This window comes from Nocardiopsis eucommiae, assembly GCF_965344335.1.
In the GTDB taxonomy this organism is placed as follows: Bacteria; Actinomycetota; Actinomycetes; order Streptosporangiales; family Streptosporangiaceae; genus Nocardiopsis; species Nocardiopsis eucommiae.
Window position 1 is genome coordinate 16,075 of the sequence record NZ_CBDRIY010000017.1, and the last position, 18,208, is coordinate 34,282.

Annotated in this window: 17 protein-coding genes; 8 read left to right on the plus strand and 9 right to left on the minus strand. The window is 69.1% G+C overall.

The features are described 5' to 3' along the window. The first annotated feature begins 104 nt into the window (after nucleotides 1–104). From ACRWK8_RS13060 to ACRWK8_RS13075, 4 genes are all read left to right on the plus strand, one after another. Entirely contained in the window at nucleotides 105–374 is a 270-nt protein-coding gene (locus ACRWK8_RS13060; RefSeq protein WP_431870464.1) for a hypothetical protein, read from the plus strand. Between the two features lie 735 nt (nucleotides 375–1,109). Next, on the plus strand, nucleotides 1,110–1,442 hold the full coding sequence (locus tag ACRWK8_RS13065) for a hypothetical protein (protein ID WP_431870466.1): 333 nt from the start codon (nucleotides 1,110–1,112) through the stop codon (nucleotides 1,440–1,442). A 26-nt stretch (nucleotides 1,443–1,468) separates the two neighbouring features. Next, nucleotides 1,469–3,229 carry an alpha/beta hydrolase gene (locus tag ACRWK8_RS13070; protein WP_431870468.1) on the plus strand — a complete coding sequence of 587 codons (1,761 nt, stop codon included), beginning with the start codon at nucleotides 1,469–1,471 and terminating at the stop codon, nucleotides 3,227–3,229. Between the two features lie 29 nt (nucleotides 3,230–3,258). Beyond that, nucleotides 3,259–4,080 (plus strand): hypothetical protein, encoded by an 822-nt coding sequence (locus ACRWK8_RS13075; protein WP_431870470.1) that lies wholly within the window; start codon nucleotides 3,259–3,261, stop codon nucleotides 4,078–4,080. A gap of 320 nt (nucleotides 4,081–4,400) precedes the next feature. Here ACRWK8_RS13075 and ACRWK8_RS13080 read toward each other — a convergent pair whose 3' ends face one another. Together ACRWK8_RS13080 and ACRWK8_RS13085 are read right to left on the minus strand one after the other, a co-directional pair. Next, the gene (locus tag ACRWK8_RS13080) at nucleotides 4,401–4,595 is read right to left on the minus strand and encodes a hypothetical protein (RefSeq protein WP_378735305.1); all 195 of its coding nucleotides are present in this window, start codon (nucleotides 4,593–4,595) and stop codon (nucleotides 4,401–4,403) included. A gap of 222 nt (nucleotides 4,596–4,817) precedes the next feature. Then, nucleotides 4,818–5,498: a GntR family transcriptional regulator gene (locus tag ACRWK8_RS13085; protein WP_378735303.1), complete on the minus strand. Its 681-nt coding sequence runs from the start codon at nucleotides 5,496–5,498 to the stop codon at nucleotides 4,818–4,820. Nucleotides 5,499–5,579: 81 nt separating this feature from the next. Between ACRWK8_RS13085 and acnA the strand changes: the two genes are divergently transcribed. Then, nucleotides 5,580–8,336 (plus strand): aconitate hydratase AcnA, encoded by a 2,757-nt coding sequence (gene acnA / locus ACRWK8_RS13090; protein ID WP_431870472.1) that lies wholly within the window; start codon nucleotides 5,580–5,582, stop codon nucleotides 8,334–8,336. A 74-nt stretch (nucleotides 8,337–8,410) separates the two neighbouring features. Here acnA and ACRWK8_RS13095 read toward each other — a convergent pair whose 3' ends face one another. From ACRWK8_RS13095 to ACRWK8_RS13110, 4 genes are read right to left on the minus strand one after another with little or no spacing between them, the layout of a single operon-like run. After that, the gene (locus ACRWK8_RS13095) at nucleotides 8,411–9,967 is read right to left on the minus strand and encodes a tripartite tricarboxylate transporter permease (protein WP_431870474.1); all 1,557 of its coding nucleotides are present in this window, start codon (nucleotides 9,965–9,967) and stop codon (nucleotides 8,411–8,413) included. A 1-nt stretch (nucleotide 9,968) separates the two neighbouring features. Continuing rightward, complete coding sequence (locus ACRWK8_RS13100) at nucleotides 9,969–10,514, minus strand: tripartite tricarboxylate transporter TctB family protein (protein WP_378735297.1); 546 nt, start codon at nucleotides 10,512–10,514, stop codon at nucleotides 9,969–9,971. A gap of 25 nt (nucleotides 10,515–10,539) precedes the next feature. Then, on the minus strand, nucleotides 10,540–11,550 hold the full coding sequence (locus ACRWK8_RS13105) for a Bug family tripartite tricarboxylate transporter substrate binding protein (protein WP_431870477.1): 1,011 nt from the start codon (nucleotides 11,548–11,550) through the stop codon (nucleotides 10,540–10,542). A gap of 31 nt (nucleotides 11,551–11,581) precedes the next feature. Next, entirely contained in the window at nucleotides 11,582–11,968 is a 387-nt protein-coding gene (locus ACRWK8_RS13110; RefSeq protein WP_431870479.1) for a universal stress protein, read from the minus strand. 447 nt (nucleotides 11,969–12,415) lie between these two features. Here ACRWK8_RS13110 and ACRWK8_RS13115 point away from each other — a divergent pair, with 447 nt between their 5' ends. Then, nucleotides 12,416–13,348 carry a universal stress protein gene (locus ACRWK8_RS13115; protein WP_431870481.1) on the plus strand — a complete coding sequence of 311 codons (933 nt, stop codon included), beginning with the start codon at nucleotides 12,416–12,418 and terminating at the stop codon, nucleotides 13,346–13,348. Between the two features lie 119 nt (nucleotides 13,349–13,467). On the opposite strand, the gene ACRWK8_RS13120 is transcribed toward ACRWK8_RS13115, so the two are convergent. Further along, nucleotides 13,468–14,322, minus strand: coding sequence for a universal stress protein (locus tag ACRWK8_RS13120; RefSeq protein ID WP_431870483.1), 855 nt, complete (start codon nucleotides 14,320–14,322; stop codon nucleotides 13,468–13,470). Between the two features lie 145 nt (nucleotides 14,323–14,467). Here ACRWK8_RS13120 and ACRWK8_RS13125 point away from each other — a divergent pair, with 145 nt between their 5' ends. Together ACRWK8_RS13125 and ACRWK8_RS13130 are read left to right on the plus strand one after the other, a co-directional pair. Further along, nucleotides 14,468–15,478 carry a zinc-dependent alcohol dehydrogenase family protein gene (locus ACRWK8_RS13125; RefSeq protein WP_431870485.1) on the plus strand — a complete coding sequence of 337 codons (1,011 nt, stop codon included), beginning with the start codon at nucleotides 14,468–14,470 and terminating at the stop codon, nucleotides 15,476–15,478. A gap of 84 nt (nucleotides 15,479–15,562) precedes the next feature. Then, nucleotides 15,563–16,318, plus strand: coding sequence for an HAD family hydrolase (locus tag ACRWK8_RS13130; protein ID WP_431870487.1), 756 nt, complete (start codon nucleotides 15,563–15,565; stop codon nucleotides 16,316–16,318). Nucleotides 16,319–16,402: 84 nt separating this feature from the next. On the opposite strand, the gene ACRWK8_RS13135 is transcribed toward ACRWK8_RS13130, so the two are convergent. Both ACRWK8_RS13135 and ACRWK8_RS13140 read right to left on the minus strand, forming a co-directional pair. Then, nucleotides 16,403–17,302: a universal stress protein gene (locus ACRWK8_RS13135; RefSeq protein WP_431870489.1), complete on the minus strand. Its 900-nt coding sequence runs from the start codon at nucleotides 17,300–17,302 to the stop codon at nucleotides 16,403–16,405. Between the two features lie 110 nt (nucleotides 17,303–17,412). Beyond that, nucleotides 17,413–18,084, minus strand: coding sequence for a response regulator transcription factor (locus tag ACRWK8_RS13140; RefSeq protein ID WP_431870491.1), 672 nt, complete (start codon nucleotides 18,082–18,084; stop codon nucleotides 17,413–17,415). Between the last annotated feature and the right edge of the window lie 124 nt (nucleotides 18,085–18,208).

Genomic DNA, 18,208 nt, shown 5'->3' on the forward strand with positions numbered 1-18,208 from the left:
GAGTCCGCGGGGCCCCACCGCAAGAGTGGTTCACGATCCGTTCAGGAATCACTTGCCCGTGCCTCGATGAACAGTCGGAAAACATGAGAATCATACTCCTGCGGTTGTCCGTCCGCGACCCGTTTCCCCCTGAACAGATCAGGACGGCGCTCTACTCCTCTTCCGTTCCCGGTGACATGTTGGAGCACCTCTATATCGAAATGGCCGCCGATCAGGCAGAACTCGTCTTCTTCCTCCACGAGGACGTCGGGGGCCACGCGACGGGAACCGTCATGGGCCTGTGGGCAAGGGTTGTGCGCGGCCATCCCGCTCTTGAGGCCTGGACCGTCCTGGGGGTCGTCCCCGCCCGCACCGTCGATCCCGGGCGGCCGTGAGCCGTTTTCCCGTGCCTGACGTGGACGGACGCGGAATGATCATGCTTTTCCCCGAAGATCAGACCGGGAAAGGCCATGGTGGGTGAATCATGAAGCGGTTCCCCTTCTCTCCGTCCGGTTTTGACGAGTGAGGGTGAGCCGAAGTGGAGAAAGGTCGTTCCGTGCTCATTCCGTCACGTTGTGAGAGGCCTGCGGGTAATGGGGCGGAAGAAGTCCGTTTCTCGGTCCCGGGCCGCCTTCCGGCATCCTTCGAGCCCCTCCGCCGAGCGCGGGTGGGATCACACCTCACACAGGCGCTGGTCCCCGTCCGCCGTGACCTGTCGGCGTCGGCCGCGGCGGGCGGGGATCGTCTCCCGTCTCGCCGGGGCGGAGGTCGGGCGCGTCCTCGTACGACCCCCACAGGCGGAACAGCCCCTCACTCTGCACGGTGGCCGGTGAGGGGAGTCCTTCTATCCGTAAGGCCTTTCCGCCAACGCGTGTACCAGCCTCTTCTGTCCCGGTGGATCGAACTGGCTCCGGGGCGAGGGAGTGTGGCCGGAATCGGACAGAAACTCGAATCTGCGGGACTTCTCCCATGTCAGAGGTGTGGCGTTTGATCCGAACGGTTCACTGAACCTCGGCCCCGGAGTGAGGCTGTGTGCGTGCCTGGTTACCTTCTGGTACACATGGGGTGGCTCATATCTCCTGCTTATGGTGCAGGCAGTCCATAATATCCTTTGCGCCTCGGGAGTTCGCATGTCCACTGAAGCGGGTGTGAATCCGTATGAATCCATGCCTGCCGCCGAGAGGGCCGAGGAGATGTCCGAGGCGATGGTGTACCTCGGCATTGACTTTCAGACGACGATTGATGACCTTCGTGGTGTGGTATCGCCCGAAGTGGTTCCGGGGCTGAACGATTACGAGGTCGATACCTTTCAGCATATTCGGTCGGTCGCGGACAACGGTATCGCGCTTGCTCTCAATGTTCAGGGCGCCACGATCGATATCGTCGACACGGACCACGAGAATGCGGAGGCCTACCAAGAGGGATTGGAGGCGCTGAATCTCAAAATCAATGACATCACTTGAACACCACGAGAAACGGACCACTGTCCATGTCGATCGCTGCCATGTCACTGGGCCTGCCTCCGGACATCGACGCCGAAGTCTTCGCGATTGAGAGTGGCGCGGATGACCTGGACAAGATATGCCTCACGATGTACGGCCGGTCCGAGGGACTCGACGGCCAGTTCAACGGCGCTGCCAACCAGTTCACCGATCTCATCGCCTGGGACATCAGTTCGGCCTCCGCCAAGGAACTGGAATCGTGGCGAGACGCTGGCGGATCCCTCACCCACGGGGCGGCGGTTCTACGGCTCTGGGCGGAGGATATCAAGGAGTACCGTCGGGCGCGCGCCCGGTTGTACGAGCGTTGGGAGACTGCCAAGACCGAAGCCCAGTCCCGGGTGGACAGCCCGGTGGTCTCCGCCGGCACGAGCGGTCGCACCGGTGGTTTGGCCGAAGGACTCTTCAACGCCGCCACCAGTACCAAGGCGACTCGTGAGGCGTCGGAGAAGACAGCGCTTATCGGCCTGGCCTGTGAACTGGCGCTTGAACACGACACCGCTTGGGGAATCCTGATGGACCAAGCGGAGCAGGTGCGGAAGGACCTGAGGGAAGGGCCGAGTGAGGCGACGCTGGAGCGACTCATCGCTGCTGGCTACCTGGGTTGGAACCAGGTCGGTTTCCTTTCTTTCGGTGACGTTCCGCTGGGGGAAATAGCAGGGAACGCCAACCCCGGTGCCGTGAATACATGGTGGAACTCCCTGAGTGACTCGGAGCGTGAGTCGGCGATGGCGGAGCACCCAGACCTCCTGCGCGACCTGGATGGTATTCCGGCGGCGGTGCGAGACCGACTGAACCGCGAGCACCTCGACACCGAGATCGAGGAGTTGGAGGAGGAGGTCGCTCGAGCGCAGGAGGAACGTGACGAGGCCATGGGTGCTGTCACTGACACTGAGGGCGGCACTGCTGCCTACAGTGCCCAGAATGAACTCACCGAACTCAAAGAAGACCTCGAACTGCTGACCGAACTGCGGAATAGTCTCGAAGACGAGACCAAGGACATGTACCTGCTGGCCCTTGACGGCCAAGGTTCCGGCCGGTCGATCATTTCGGAAGGCAATCCCGATTTCGCCGATAACGTAGCCACCCTCGTTCCTGGGATGACCAATAGCTGGAAGGATATTCCGGAAACAATGGCGCGGGGAGAGAATCTGAACTCCCACGTTCCCGGTGGCGATACTGCGGTTATCTCGTGGCACGGTTATGCGGCGCCCTTTAACGGGGAGGGTTCGGAGAACCAGTTCAATTACGGTGCTGCCGGTGAGGACCTTGCTGCTTTTCAGGAGGGATTGAGGGCGACCCACGAGAAAGATAAGCCCTCGAACAATTCAGTCTTCGGTCACAGTTGGGGTACGATGGTCGTCGGCCATGGGGACAGTAAAACTGGTGAACACGGGTTGAATGCGGATTCTATCGCTTTTGTGGGGGGTCCGGGAGCGGGTGTGGAATCTGCTGCGGAGTTCAGCACGCCGGAGGAGAACGTGCATGTCATCATGGCGGACAAGGACATCATCGCGGCCGTCGACCCTTTTCGTTTCCCCGGAACGCTCGAAGAGTCGCTCGGCACCTCCTTCTATGATGAAGAGTTCTTCACGAGCGACCCGGGTTCCCCGGGGGGAATCAAGGGGAACTATCATGATTCTCAGCACGTTCAGAACGGAGAGAGTGAAATGGAGAAGCATGGGCATTCCGGCTACTTCTACGAGGAATCCGTGCTCACCTACATGGGTGGTGTGGTCGGGGGGAGATAGAGAGGTCTTCGCGATGCGCATGATGGGCTGTGGCAGGAGTGTATGACCATCGCATCGCCCTGATCGCGCGGTTCTGGGCCGCGATGACCATGACCGTGCACGGAGCCTTCTGGGCCGTCCTCTTCTACGCCCAGGTGAGGTCCCCGGAGGAATACGCTTCGGCCCCCAGTCTCGTGGCGATGTTGATTCTCGCGGGATCGGCTGCCTCCGCTGGCTGGGGGCTCCATCGGGCGAAGAGGAGCCACAACTCGATCTTCGTCCCTCTCGCGTGCGCTCCGGTGCTGGTGGCCGTCTTCCTGCACTGGTTGGTGGTGCCCGTTGCCATACCGCCGGCCCTGGCTCACACCTCATGGGTTCTGTACACGCTCTGGGTCGCCCCAGCCCTCCTAGCTGTGGTTTTCGGTGTCTGGTCCACGCTCACCCAGGAGGGTGACGGACCTCCGGGTGATCCGCCAGAGCCGGAGCGGACCGCGGTGCCCGTGCCGATCATGTCGAGTGTGGTGGCAACCCTCGTATACGCGGTCCTCGGAGTTCTCCTGTTCGGTCTCACCGCAGCGTTCTCGACTGACTACATGCCCGAAACAGTGGTCCTCGGTGCGATCGCCATGTGCTTTCCCTTCGTCTTCTATTCCTGCGGTCTTTCCTCCGCGCTTGCGAGACACACGAAGAGGGCGCGTCCCCTTCTTGCCTCAGGTCTGCTTTCGCTGGTGATCATGATCCCAGCGCTCATGTCCGTCTTCGGCGGGTTCGGCCTGCTCCTGTGCCTCGGAGTGGCTCTTCCACTGATTTGGCCGACCGCACGGGCATGGCAGATCATTCGGGCGGAGGGCGTGAAGATGAATGAACCGTAGTGCGAGCCCGAGGGCGTGTCGCGGAGTCCGGGGTCAGCACCACGGGCGGTGAATGCGGCGTTCACCGGGACTCAGGGCTACGTCAGACGAGCGCAACGCCCCTGTGGGCTCAGCCGGACGAGCGGGCACCGAACGCACGTCCGAGGCGGGGTCTCGCATCACGGGCAGCCCGAGGATCCAGGGCGCTGGCGTCCCCGTGTTGGCCCTTGCGTCGTTCGGAGTCATGAGGGCGTGAGCCTGGTTGGGCAGTGGGGGTGCCTTGGCGGCGGGCAGGCACTCGGCCCCCGTTCGCGACAGGGCCGGTGTCCGTGAACGTCGCGCTACGCGGAGCGCTGGTGCGCCTTCCACTCCCGGTGGAGTGCGCGCCGACGCTCGAACTCCTTCTTCGCGCGCACGCGCGGGTCGGTCTCGGGGCTCAGAGCGGCCGGGCCCATGACCTGCAGGAGCGCGTAGTTGATCCGGAACCCCGTCCTGTACAGCAACGAGAACGAGTCCTTCCCCTGCGGCTTGTCCATGGCCGTTCGCCTCACTGTTCACCGGGGTCGCGGTCACACGCCGCGAGAGTGCAATCGGGCAGAGAGTCCATCGCGGTCAGCTCCGCGGCTCCTCCCTGATCAGCAGCGTACCCGCCCGGTTTCCGCGCCCCTGGTCGGCCCACCCCGTGGGAGTTCGACACGCTCGGGGCGTCGTCAGAGGTGCGCCGTCGCCCCGAGGGCCGCCTCACCCGCTCCGAGCGATCAGCCGTCGGCGGTCTCCCCGGCCCGGAGCTTCTCCACCGCCTGGCGGCCGAGGCTGCGGGAGATGTGCTGGCGCATGATGTCCTCGGCCCCTGAGGGATCACCGTCGATCACGGCGTCCGCGAGCGCCTGGTGCTCACCGCGCACGCGCTCGATCTCCGCCTCGGTGTCGGCCCTGTACTTCAGCGTGAACTGGCGGTACCGGTCGGCCTTGTCCCACAGGCTGTCGAGGATCTCGATCATCGGCTCGTTGTGGGAGGCCCGGTAGATCGCCCGGTGGAACTCCCGGTGGGCGATGAGCGCTGGGAGCTCGGAGGTGCCGGTGAGCGGATGCAGGGCGCTGACGGCCTGGCGGACGAGCGCGATGTCGGCCTCGGAGCGCCGTTCGGCGGCCCACCGGGCGGCGAGGGGATCGATGTTGAGGCGCACCTCGTACAGACTCTGGGCCTCCGTGAGGGTCAGCTCGGTGACCCGGGCGTCCTTGTGCGTGGCCAGGGCCATGAGCCCCTCGCTGGCCAGCCGTTTGAACGCCTCGCGTACCGGGGTGGTCGAGATGCCCAGCTCCGCCGCGATGCCCTCCTGGTTCACCGCCTCCCCGGGGCTCAACTCGTCGGCGAGGATGCGCTGCTTGATCTCCTCGTAGGCGTACTCGCTCTTGCTGAAGACCTGCTTCGGTGCCACGTGTCCCGTCCTCTCTGCGGAGCAAGGATACCGGCTGAGCGCGCCTACTTACATCGTGTAGCCTATAGGCTAGGAGGTGCGATGTCGATCGATTCACACCGCAGCCGACGGAGGCTGCGAACCCCTGCGGGCGAGCTCGATTTCTTCCGTCTCGACGCCGTGCCGGGCGCGTGGGAGCTGCCCTTCGCGCACAAGGTGATGGTGGAGAACCTGCTTCGGCACGAGGACGGGGACCTGGTCTCCGTTGAGGACGTGAGGGCGGTGGTCGAGGGCCGGTCCGGTGCGCACGAGATCGCCTTCCACCCCTCGCGGGTCTTCCTGCACGACACCAACGGAGTCCCCGTCCTCACCGACCTGGCCGCGCTGCGGGACGCGGTGGCCGCGCAGGGAGGGGACCCGGGCCGCATCGAGGGCGTCGTCCCCGCCGAGCTCACGGTCGACCACTCGGTCTCCACCGACTTCTTCGCCCGGCCCGACGCCCCCCGGCTCAACGTCCGGCGCGAGTACGAGCGCAACGGCGAGCGCTACCGCTTCCTCAAGTGGGGCCAACAGGCGCTGGACACGCTGAGGGTCGTCCCGCCCGGCGCGGGGATCATGCACCAGATCAACGTCGAGCACCTCGCCCGGGTGGTCGAGGTCCGCGACGGCCTGGCCTTCCCCGACACCGTGGCCGGGACCGACTCCCACACCACGATGGTCAACGGCCTGTCGGTGCTGGCCTGGGGTGTCGGCGGCATCGAGGCCGAGGCGGCCATGCTGGGCCAGCCCGTCTCCCTGCTCATCCCCCCGGTGGTCGGAGTCGAACTGGTCGGGGAACTGCCGCCCGGGGTGACCGCCACCGACCTGGTCCTCACCGTGACCGAACGGATGCGTCGCCTGGGCGTCGTCGGGTCCATCGTGGAGTTCTTCGGCCCCGGGGTGGCGGCGACCAGCCTGGCGACCCGGTGCACCCTGGCCAACATGAGCCCGGAGTTCGGGTCGACCTCCGCGATCTTCCCCGTCGACCAGCGCACCCTCGACTTCCTGAGGTTCACCGGGCGCGACGAGGAGCGGGTCCAGCTGGTGGAGGCCTACGCCAAGGAGCAGGGCCTGTGGCACGACCCCGCCCACCGTCCGCGCTTCGATCGGACGGTGACGGTGGACCTGGGGGAGATCGTGCCCAGCCTGGCCGGTCCGCGCCGCCCCCAGGACCGGGTGGATCTGCGCGACACCGCGCGGGCGCTGCACCGCTCCCTGTCCGCGCTGGGCCGGGTACCGGCCGGGGGCGGCTCGACGGCCGGGTCCGACGACTCCGCCGAGCCCTCCGTGGAGCCGGAGCCCGGGGCTGACGCCGTGTCCGGCGCCGCGTCCGGCGCCGCGTCCGGCGCCGCCGACGGTCCACGTGACGGAGCGGTCGCGATCGCGGCGATCACCTCCTGCACCAACACCTCCAACCCCGCCGTGATGGTGGCCGCCGGGCTCCTGGCACGCAACGCGGTGCGGCGCGGCCTGCGTCCCCGGCCCTGGGTCAAGACCAGTCTGGCCCCGGGCTCCCGCGTGGTGGTGGACTACCTGGAACGCGCCGACCTGATGGGCGACCTGGAACGCCTGGGGTTCGGCCTGGTCGGGTTCGGCTGCATGACCTGTATCGGCAACTCCGGATCCCTCCTCCCCGAGGTGGAGTCCGCGGTCAGGGAGCACGGTCTGGTGGCCGCCTCGGTGACCTCCGGGAACCGCAACTTCGACGGTCGCGTCAACAACGACGTCTCCCTGAACTTCCTCGCCTCACCGCCCCTGGTGGTGGCCTTCGCCCTGGCGGGCACGGTGGACGCCGATCTGACGAAGGAACCGCTCGGCACGGGGTCGGACGGGGAACCCGTCATGCTGTCCGACCTGTGGCCGACCGAGGCCGAGGTGGCGGCGGTGTCCTCGGCCTCCGTCGAACCGTCCATGTACACCGAGGTCTACCGCACCCTCTTCGACGGCGACGAGAACTGGCGGGAGCTGACCGCCCCCGAGGGGCCGGTCTTCGCCTGGGACCCCGCGTCGACCTACCTCCAGCGCCCCCCGTTCCTGGACGGCGCGGCGGGCTCCGCAGCCACCGGACCCGGTGGGCACCGTGACGTCGTCGGGGCCCGGGTCCTGCAACTCCTGGGTGACTCGGTGACCACCGACCACATCTGTCCCGCTGGTCGCATCCCCTCCACGAGCGCGGCCGGAACCCTCCTCACCGACGCGGGCGTGGCGGCGCGGGAGCTGAACACCTACGCCTCGCGGCGCGGCAACTGGCGGGTGATGCGGCTGGCCGGGTTCGCCAACCCCCGGCTGGAGAACCGCATGACCCCGGACCTGCCCGGCGGCAGGGCCGTGGACTTCGGCGCCGACGGACGGGACCGCGTCGTCGACGCCGTCCACGTGGTCGCGGACCGCCACATGGAGCGGGGCCAGGACCTGATCGTGATCGGCGGAAGGGAGTACGGAACCGGCTCCTCCCGTGACTGGGCGGCCAAGGTCACCACCCTGCTGGGCGTGCGGGCCGTGCTCGCCGAGTCCTTCGAGCGCATCCACCGTTCCAACCTGGTCGGGATGGGAGTGCTCCCGTTGCAGTTCGAGGACGGCCAGAGCGCTCGGAGCCTGGGCCTGACGGGTGAGGAGGAGTACGCCTTCACCGGGATGGAGGGGCGCCGGGAGGTCCCGGCCGTCCTGCGGGCCACCGCACGGCGTCTGGGCACCGGTGAGGTCGTGGAGTTCACGGTACGGGCCCGGCTGGACACCTCGCGTGAGCAGCTCTACTACCGCCACGGCGGACTCCTGCCCTACATCCTGGAACAGGTGCTTCAGGGGCCGCGAAGCGACTGACCCCACCATGACCTCGCACACCCGAGGGCCGCCCGGATCGCTCCGGGCGGCCCTCGACGTGGAGCGCGTCCTCGTCAGGCCCTGTCGTGTTCTCCCGTCTCCTCCGTCTCGCCCTCGCCCTCGGCCACGGGGCGGGCCGGGTGGGCAGGACGCAGCCGTCGCCACACCGTCCAGACCAGCCCGAGCAGCAGCAGGCCGTACAGGGCGATGGTGATGGGGCTGCTGATGAGCGTGAGCGGGTCGTTGCCGGAGTTGGCCATGGCGTCACGCAGGGAGTACTCGGCCAGCGGGCCCAGGATGACCGCGATGAGGATCGGGGCCAGCGGAACACCGGTGCGTCGCATGACGAAGGCCAGCGCCCCCAGGACGCACATGATGGCCAGGTCGGTCCTGCTGGCGCCAGTGGCGTAGACACCGAGGCTGGCGAAGACGGTGATCCCGGCGTAGAGGTAGGACTGCGGCAGCAACAGCAGCTTGGCCCACAGCGGGGCGAAGGGCAGGTTGATGATCAGCAGGACCACCGTGGCCAGCAGGAGCCCGGCCAGCAGAGCCCAGACGACGTCGCCGTTGCGCTCGAACAGCAGGGGGCCCGGCTGCATCCCGTACTGCTGGAAGGCGGCCAGCAGGACGGCGGCGGTCGCCGAGGTCGGCAGGCCCAGGGACAGCAGTGCCCCCATGGCGCTCCCCGCCGTGGCGTTTCCCGCGGCCTCGGGCGCGGCCACGCCCTGGATGGCGCCCTTGCCGAACTGCGGCTTCCCGCGCCGCCTGTCCAGTTGGCGTTCGGTGCTGTACGCGAGGAAGGTGGGGACCTCGGCGCCGCCGGCGGGGATGATGCCGAAGGGCACCCCGATGCCGGCGCCGCGCAGCCAGGCGGGCAGCGCCGCCCGGAACTCCCGCCCCGACAGCCAGGGCCGTCCCTTCGAGGAGACGAGTTCGTGCGCGCCTCGGTGGCCCACCCGTCCGGCGGCGTGGAGCACCTCGCCCACGGCGAGCACGGCCACGGTGATCACCACGATGCTGATGCCGTCGAAGAGCGCGGGAACCTCGAAGGTGAAGCGTGCCGTGCCGGTGGACTGGTCGGTGCCCACCAGGGCCAGGGCCAGGCCGATCGCCAGAGCGGCCAGGCCCTTGAGGGGGGACTCGGAGACGATCGCCGAGATGGCGACGAAGGCGAACAACGCCAGCGCGAAGTACTCGCCGGGGCCGAACCGGGTCGCCAGGTCGGCCATGGTCGGAGCGAAGAACACCACCAGGACGGTGGCGAGGAGGCCGCCGAGGAACGCGCCGATGGCGGACGTGGCCAGGGCCTGCGGGGCCCGCCCCGCGCGGGCCATGGCGTGCCCCTCGAAGGTGGTGGCGATCGCGGTGCTGTTGCCCGGGGTGTTCATCAGGATGCCCGCGGTGGAGTCCCCGAAGAGGCCACCGAAGTAGACGCCGCTGAACAGGATCAGGGCCGCCAGCGGGTCCAGCGTGAAGGTCATCGGCAGGAGCAGCGCCACCGCCATGGCCGATCCCAGGCCGGGCAGCACGCCCACCGCGGTGCCCAGGAACGCGCCGAGCGTGATCCACACCAGGTTCATCGGGGTGAGGACGTCCCCGAACCCGCCGAGCAGGTGGGTCAGCTGGTCCATGTCACCAACCCCCCAGCAGACCGGAGGGGAGGTTGAGGTCGAGCAGGCCGCTGAAGACGATCTGGATGGTCGCCGCCATGACGAAGCCGACGGTGAGGTTGCGCGTCAGGTTGCGGTTTCCCAACCCGGTGGCCACGGCCGCGAACATCACGGTGGCCATGACGAGCCAGCCGACGACGTCGATCAGCGCGCTGAAGGCGACGAGGCCGAGCATCACCAGGGCCACGGCGCGCCAGTTGGTGCGCTCCTGGGTGGCCAGGGCCCGACGGCGCTCGGGGGTGCGCCGCAGTGCCGCGGCGATCAGGAGCGTGCCGATGACCGTCGCGAGCGCGGCGACGAACCAGCCGAAGCCCTGCGGGCCCAGCGGGCCTCCGTCACCGATGACGTCCATCCCGAGGTTGCCCAGGGTCAGGACGACGGCCATGAGCAGCAGGACGGCGCCGATGAGCAGTTCGCCGCGCCCCTCCCAGAAGGAGAGGGGGCGGGCGGGTCCGGCTTCCTCCGGGGGGTCGGCGGCTGGGGACTGGTCGAGCGTGGTGTCGGACATGTTCTCCTCCGTGGGGTCCTGGTCCTCAGGCCTCGTCGATGAGGCCGAGGTCGATCATGAGCGCGCGGATGCGGGTCTCCTCCTCGGAGATGAAGCCGCCGAACTCCTCCGGCCCCGCCCAGCTGGGGTCCCACCGGTTGCGGTCGATCGCCTCCTGCCAGGACGGCGCCTGGTACATCTCCTCGGTGATCTCCAGCAGTTCGGACCGCTCCTCCTCGGAGATGCCGGGGGCCGCGACGACGCCGCGCCAGTTGACCAGGTTCACGGAGGGGTAGCCGAGCTCGGCGGCGGTGGGTACGTCCACCCCTTCGAGTCGCTCGGGGGCGACCACGGCCAGGGCGCGCAGGCGTTCGCCCTCGATGAGGTCACGGAAGTCGTTGAACCCGCTCACGCCGATCCGCACCGTGCCGTGGGCGTCCGAGAGCAGGGACAGGGTGAGCTCGCCGCCGCCCGCGTGCGGGGTGTAGTGCAGCCCGGCAGGGTCAAGTTCGGCCGCCTCGGCCAGCTGACCGGCGACCAGGTGGTCGGGGGAGCCCGCCGACCCTCCGCCGACGGGGATGTCGGGGTCCTCCCGCCAGTCCTCGAGGAAGTCGTCGAGCGTCTCCCACGGTGAGTCGGCGGGCACCGCGATGACCTGGAAGTCGTCGGTCAGCCGGGCGATCGGGGTCACGTCACTGAGCCGGGCGGAGGAGCCGCCCATCTCCACGCCGCCGACCATCGCCGCTCCGGTGATCATCACCGTGGTGGGGTCGGCCTCCAACCGCCGCAACTGGCCCAGACCGATGGTGCCTCCAGCGCCGGGGACGTTCACCACCTGGACGCTGTTGACGATCGACTCGGTCCTGGTCGCCTGCTGGAACTCACGGGCGGCCAGGTCCCAGCCGCCCCCGGCAGCGGCCGGGGCGATCACGGTCAGAGCGGAACGGGCTCGTGAGCCGTCCTCCTGGCCCACCGCGTCCTGGACCGCGAAGAAGCCGGTCGTCAGTACCAGGACCGCGCCCACGGCGGGGGCGATGAGTCCCCTGTCGCCGATCATGAGCCCTCCCTCCCCGTCGTCGCCACGCCGGTCATGACTTCACCGCGAGGATCGGGCACCGGGCCTCCAGGATCAGGCGCTGGGCCGTGCTGCCCATGAGGAGCTTGCCGACCGCGGAGCGGCGTCGGACGCCGATGATCAGGAGGTTCGCTTCGACGTCTTCGGTCAGGTCCCGGAGCGCCGCCGCCGCGTCGGAGTCGGTCAGGTGCACCGGACGTGCCCGGACGCCCTCCCCCCGTGCCCGCTCGGCCAGGTCTCGTAGCGCCGCCCCGTCCACCGCGTGGGTATCGGCCGGGGCGTCGTTCGAGACGGCGTTGGCGATCACCAGCTCCCACTGCTGGAGCGCGGCCTGGCGCACCGCGGCCTCGAACGCGGCCTCGGCGGAGTCCGCCGGGGCGTGGGCCAGTACAACCGTCATCCTGTTCCTCCTCGAACACTGCCGTGACCAGCGTCACAGCCTGTAGTGTATAGGCTGTATCATTTGTCGCATCTCGTCAACTCCCTGGAAAACGTGCGGAAACCGTCGTGGAACGTCACGGTGCGCCCTGGTCGCTCGTAGGTGTTGCGGCGCCGAAGGCCACGGCCGTCGTGGACCCGGCGCGACCGTCTGTCGCACCGGCGCATCTGCGGCCGGGGGCTCGCGCGTGCCCTTCCGGATCGGGCGCGGGACACGGCGCGGGACGAAGGTCGCGTGATCCGGGGACGGACGTCGCCCGAACGCGAGGGGGAGTGCTGGCGAGAATGGAGGGGCCCCGTGCACGGTGGCGATGCTTTCTCGCGGGCTCCCGCAGGAGCCGGAGGCCGACGCGGACGCTCTTCCAGGGCGCGGTGGTGGATGCGCGCGAATCGGAGGAAGGAGTTCTCGATGAGTACGCGTGACGACGGGCGGGGCCAACCTCGGAACCGCGAGAACGCCATCGTCGTGGGGGTGGACGATTCATCCGCCAGTCAGTCCGCTCTGGACTGGGCAGCGGGCGAAGCCCAGAGCCGTGGCCTGGGACTGCTGGTTCTCCACTCGGTCAACGTTCCCGCCCTACCGGGTTCCGTGAAGGGAAGCAGCCCGAAACGGGATCTCGCTGCCGTGGCCAGGCAACTTCTTCGGGCGGCGACGGAGCGGGTGGCCACCCGGTTCGGACCCGGCCTGGATGTGCGCGCCGAGACCTCCGACCTGGCTCCGACGCAGGCGTTGGTCTCCGCCTCCCGCACGGCCGCGATGGTCGTCGTGGGTTCGCGGGGCTCGAACGGAGCCGCACCACTCTCCTTGGGGTCGGTGAGTACGCGGGTCAGTGCGCACGCCTTCTCGCCCGTCGCGGTCGTCCCCGCCTCAGCGGCCTCCGGCACGGAAGGCCATGGTGGCGGGCGACCCGTGGTGGTGGGCGTGGACGGATCGTCCGGAGCGAAGGTCGCCCTGCGGTTCGCACTCGAGGAGGCCGCGCGTACGGAGACGGGCCTCGTGGTGGTGCACGCCTGGGAGGCGCCGGTGCTCATCGGGGGCTCCACGTGGGACCCCGCTCCTCACACAGCCGTCCTCGAAGCCCAGGCAACGGGCGCTCAGGAGAGTGTGCGGGCGATGGTGCGGGAGGCTCGGGGGCCCCACACCGAGCAGGTCCCCTGCAGTGTCGAGGTGGTCCGTGACCAACCCGCCCACGCGTTGTTGGTCCGAGGGGAGCGGGCGGGCCTCATCGTCGTGGGTACCCGAGGACGCGGCGGTTTCGCCGGACTGCTCTTGGGGTCGGTCAGCCGGACGGTCCTGCACCATGCGACGGTACCGGTCGTGGTCGCTCGGGCTCCCGCCTGATCCCCGGCGCGGAGCGTGAGGACCCCCTGGAACCGGTTCTCGCCTCGACTTCCTCGTCGGTCACGGCGACGGGCGAGACGCCCGGATCCGACACCGTGTCGGACAGTGCCCCTGGCCTCTCAGGTTCTGGGCCTGTGCACCACCATGACGGGACGGATCGACCGGTGCATGACACCGCTGGCCACACCGCCCAGCGCCAGGTGGGCGAACCCGTGCTCTCCACGGGCGCCGACTACGACCAGGCACGTGTCGCGGGGGTGCGCCAGCAGGGAGCTCACCGGATGCTGGCGCCGGACCTCCCGCACGACCTCGACACTCGGTACCCGGGCCACCAGGGGGTCCAGGACCGACTCCAGATTCTCGTGCCGCCACCGCCGCAGTTCGTCCTCCTCGGTGGACCCCGCTGGGACCAGGGATTCCGGAGCGGTCCAGGCCCAGACCGCCCGGACGCGAGCGCGGCCGGACGCGGCGTGTTCCAGCGCCACCTCGACCGCGTGTGCGGAACCGGGTGATCCGTCCACTCCGACGACGACGTCGCGGGCCTGCTCGGGTACCGGCTCGGGGCGCACCAGCACGACGGGAACCGCCGAGTGCGCCGCCACCTGATCGGCCACCGTACCCAGCCACTCTCCGGGCAGTGAGCTCAGTCCATGGGTGCCGAGGACGACCAGGGAACTCGACTCGGCCCCGCGCAGGATCTCCCTGGCGGGCGATCCCCCGGGGAGCACCTCCCCGGTGACGTCGACCTCGGGGGCGACCTCCCTGATGAGATCCGACGTCACCCACACGGCCTTGCGCGCCTCCTCCTCCAGAAGACTGGCGGGGCGTACCACGTGGCGGTGGAACGCGTCGGGGTCGTAGACGCAGAGGACGGTGAGTCGGGCACCGCTCCTCCGTGCCTCGGCGATGGCCCAGTCGGCGGCGGTCCTGGCGGCCTTGGAGCCGTCCGTCCCGACGAGGATGTTCCCAGTCATGTGGTCTCCTCTCCTCATCTCGAGTGTCACTCCCGGGCCACGGAGTCGAACACGAACGAAGGTTCCGGAGGCCAGGCCACAGGGCCTGCGGGCACGGGACCGTCGTCCCTTGGGCCCACCGGGGCTCGTATGGTGCGCTTGAGGGGTGGAACGCCTGACACAGGCCTGGGCCGTGACGGCCCCGGGCGCGATCGAGACCGAACCCCTGGAACGGGTGAGCCGACGGATTCCCGCACCGGGAGATCGTGAGCTGTTGATCGAGCTCCTGGCCTGCGCGGTCTGCCGAACGGACCTGCATCTGGCGGAAGGCGACCTCCCGCCCCGGCACCCGGGGACGGTGCCCGGACACGAGGTCGTCGGCCGGGTCGAGGCTCGTGGCCCAGGAGCGAGCCTGTTCGCACGCGGGGACAGGGTCGGTGTCGCCTGGTTGGCCTCCACGTGCGGGGTCTGCGCCTACTGCCGCCGTGGGAGCGAGAACCTGTGTCCGTACTCCACCTACACGGGGTGGGACCGTGACGGCGGTTTCGCGCGGTTCCTGACCGCTGACGAGAGGTACGTGCACCCCCTCCCTGACACCCTCTCCGACATCGAGGCGGCGCCGCTCCTCTGTGCCGGTGTGATCGGGTACAGGGCACTGAAGCGCGCGGAGCTGCCCGCTCAGGGGGTCCTGGGCATCTACGGCTTCGGCGCGTCCGCTCATCTCACGGCGCAGGTGGCCCTGGCCGGAGGCGCTCGGGTTCACGTCATGACACGGTCCCGAGAAGCCCGTGCTCTGGCCCTGGAACTCGGATGTCATTCGGCCACGGGAGCCTACGACGACCCACCGGAACGGCTGGACTCGGCGATTCTCTTCGCTCCCGTCGGTGACCTCGTACCCGCCGCGCTCAGGGCGTTGGACCGGGGCGGGACACTCGCCGTCGCCGGGATCCACCTGACCGACATCCCCCGGCTCGACTACCAGAGGGACCTGTTCCAGGAACGGACACTGCGCAGCGTCACGGCCAACACCCGGGCGGACGCCCGGGAGTTCTTGGACTTCGCCGCGCGGAACCCGTTGACCGTGGCCACGACGCCCTACCCGTTGGACGAGGCGGACCAGGCACTCGCCGACCTCGCCGCCGACCGGGTCAGGGGCGCCGCGGTGCTGCTGCCCTGAGACGGGACGCCCTGGCTACGAGACCGGGGGAGCGGGCGCCGGCGTCCGCGATCAGAGAGAGCGACGACCAGGGGGACGGAGCCCATGCGTGACGCGGGTGTGCCGTGGGACCGCCTACGCTCCGTGGTCCTCGACACGGACGGCGTCATCACCGCCACCGCGTCGGTGCACGCGCAGGCATGGAAGGAGGTGTTCGACGCCTACCTCCTGGACCGGTCGGTCTCCGAGGGGCCTCCGTTCCGTCCCTTCGACTCCCGCTGGGACTACCTTCTCCATGTCGACGGTCGCCCGCGCGAGGAGGGGGTACGCGGTTTCCTCGCGTCACGGGGACTCCACCTGCCCGAGGAGGCCGGTCCGGGCGAGCGCGACGTGGTGACGGTGGCGGAGCTGGCCGCCCGCAAGGACCGCCGCTTCCTCGACCTCGTGCGCCGAAGGGGGGTCCGAGCCTTCGAGGGAACCGTCGCTTTCGTACGCGCGCTGCGCTCGTGGGGTGTTCCGGTCGCGGCCGTCTCGGCCAGCCGCAACTGCGCGAGGGTGTTGCGCGCGGCCCGGGTGGACGGCCTCTTCGACGTCACGGTGGACGGTGTGGAGGCTGCCCGGCTGGGCCTGTCCCCGAAGCCCGACCCGGCACTCTTCCTGGAGGCGGTCCGGCGGATGGGCCGTGATCCGCGTGAGTCCGCGGTCGTGGAGGACGCGGTGGTCGGCGTGGAAGCGGGAGTGCGGGGCGGATTCGGTCTGGTGATCGGGGTCGACCGCGGCGGAGTTCGCGAGGAGATGGTGGCGCGCGGGGCGCACGTGGTGGTGTCCGACCTGGCCGAACTACTGCCCTTGAGCGGGTGAGCGGGCGCGGGCGCCGCGACCGGACGCGTACCGAGCCGAAGTCACGCGGGGCCGACCCGGTCCGAGCCTGCCCCTGGACGGACGTCAAGGCCGGGGCGTCCGCACCACCGCGACCGGGCAGCGGCTGTGCGAGATCATGCTCCTGCTGACCGACCCCAGGAGCAACGACGCGAAGCCCCCGCGTCCGCGCGATCCCACGACCAGGAGGTCGCTGTCACCCGAGGCGGTCCGGAGTTCCTCGGTCGGGTGCCCCACCCTGACCACTTCCTCGACCCGGACCCGGGGCCACCGGTCCCTGTCGCCCGCGATGGACTCCGAGAGCATCCTGTGGGTCTCCTGGACCGCCGAAGCGATCAGGCTGTCGACGATCCCGGGATCGGGCGGTTCCTCGACCCCGCCGAACCGTTCCCAGGACACCCCCTCGGACACGGACATCGCGCACAGCTCCGCGCCGCGGGCGTCGGCCGCCTCGAACGCCCACTCGGACGCCGTCCGCGCGTTCTCCGAACCGTCGACGCCGACGGTCACGCGATTCCTGAGAGGAAGGGTCTCCACGTCGGGTACGGCCACGACCGGGCAGGAGGACGAGAGCAGCAGAGCCATGGTGAGCGAACCGGGGATCACGAGATCCACGGTCGAGAAGTGGTGCGTGCCGACCACGAGACTGTGCGCCCGCTGGCTCTCGGCCAGCAGGACCGGTTCCGGGTCGCCGGTGACGTGGGCCGCCTCCACCGCGAGCGCGGGCGCGCGCTCCAGCGCACGCCGACGTGCGTCGTCGACGATGCGCCGTGCGTACTCCTCGGCGTCGAAGCCGCCGGGAAGGTCGCGCGGTGTCGAATGGTAGAGCGGCCAGTCGAAGGCGTAGACGACACGGAGTCCGAGGCCGCGCCGGTGGGCGTCGTCCGCTGCCCAGTCGACAGCTCGCTCACTGGCTGGTGACCCGTTGACCGCCGCCACGACGGGCGCGTGGGTCCCTCCCGCCATTCCTGCCTCCCAGATCGAACGGGAACTCCCTACACCACGCTAGGAGCGCGGGGACTCCCCTTCCAGAGACGGACGTCCCGGCGCGGTGGCCCGTGCGTCCGTACCAGGGGTCACGTACGCCGGTCGGGCAGAGGACGAACGCCCAGACGCGCCGCGTGTGCGGCGGCCTGGGAGCGGCGCTGCATGTCCAGCTTGGCCAGGACGCTGGAGACGTGGTTCTTGACGGTCTTCTCCGCCAGGAACATCTGTTCCCCGATCTGCCGGTTGGTCAGGCCCTCACCGATGAGTTCGAACACGCGGCGCTCCTTCTCGGAGAATCCGCTCAGGGGGTCGTCTGCCTCGGCTCCCTCACGCAGCCGACGCAACACGAGGGTGGTGCTGTGGGGATCGAGCAGGGACTCCCCGGAGGCCACCGTCCGGATGGCGTCGACCAGTTCGGAGTTGTGGATCTGTTTGAGGACGTAGCCCGCGGCACCCGCCATCACCGAACCGTAGAGGGCCTCGTCGTCGGAGTACGACGTGAGGATCAGACACGCCAACCGGGGGAGTCGGGCCCGCAGGTCCCGGCAGACCTCCACCCCGTCCCCGTCGGGTAGGCGCACGTCCAGGACGGCGACGTCGGGTCGCACCGCGGGTATGCGCCCCAGAGCCTCCGAAGCCGTGGCGGCCTCGCCCACCACCGTCATGTCCTCCTCACCCTGGAGGAGGGCCTGGAGTCCCAGTCTGACCACGTCGTGGTCGTCGACGAGAAAGACACGGATAGCTCCACCGGAACCGGACATCAGCCGACACTCTCCCACCCGTGACGGGCTCACACGCCTGCTTGGCCGTATCCCACCACGGGACCGGGTCGCGTCACGTCTTCACTGCTCATACCCATGTCGATGGCGCGGAATCCGTTGACCT

Excerpts from the sequence above, each read along its gene's own strand:
- ACRWK8_RS13065 (WP_431870466.1), top strand. The coding sequence starts at position 1,110 with ATGTCCACTGAAGCGGGTGTGAATCCGTATGAATCCATGCCTGCCGCC.
- ACRWK8_RS13070 (WP_431870468.1), top strand. The coding sequence starts at position 1,469 with ATGTCGATCGCTGCCATGTCACTGGGCCTGCCTCCGGACATCGACGCC.
- ACRWK8_RS13080 (WP_378735305.1), bottom strand. The coding sequence starts at position 4,595 with ATGGACAAGCCGCAGGGGAAGGACTCGTTCTCGTTGCTGTACAGGACG.
- acnA (WP_431870472.1), top strand. The coding sequence starts at position 5,580 with ATGTCGATCGATTCACACCGCAGCCGACGGAGGCTGCGAACCCCTGCG.
- ACRWK8_RS13095 (WP_431870474.1), bottom strand. The coding sequence starts at position 9,967 with ATGGACCAGCTGACCCACCTGCTCGGCGGGTTCGGGGACGTCCTCACC.
- ACRWK8_RS13100 (WP_378735297.1), bottom strand. The coding sequence starts at position 10,514 with ATGTCCGACACCACGCTCGACCAGTCCCCAGCCGCCGACCCCCCGGAG.
- ACRWK8_RS13105 (WP_431870477.1), bottom strand. The coding sequence starts at position 11,550 with ATGATCGGCGACAGGGGACTCATCGCCCCCGCCGTGGGCGCGGTCCTG.
- ACRWK8_RS13110 (WP_431870479.1), bottom strand. The coding sequence starts at position 11,968 with ATGACGGTTGTACTGGCCCACGCCCCGGCGGACTCCGCCGAGGCCGCG.
- ACRWK8_RS13115 (WP_431870481.1), top strand. The coding sequence starts at position 12,416 with ATGAGTACGCGTGACGACGGGCGGGGCCAACCTCGGAACCGCGAGAAC.
- ACRWK8_RS13120 (WP_431870483.1), bottom strand. The coding sequence starts at position 14,322 with ATGACTGGGAACATCCTCGTCGGGACGGACGGCTCCAAGGCCGCCAGG.
- ACRWK8_RS13130 (WP_431870487.1), top strand. The coding sequence starts at position 15,563 with ATGCGTGACGCGGGTGTGCCGTGGGACCGCCTACGCTCCGTGGTCCTC.
- ACRWK8_RS13135 (WP_431870489.1), bottom strand. The coding sequence starts at position 17,302 with ATGGCGGGAGGGACCCACGCGCCCGTCGTGGCGGCGGTCAACGGGTCA.
- ACRWK8_RS13140 (WP_431870491.1), bottom strand. The coding sequence starts at position 18,084 with ATGTCCGGTTCCGGTGGAGCTATCCGTGTCTTTCTCGTCGACGACCAC.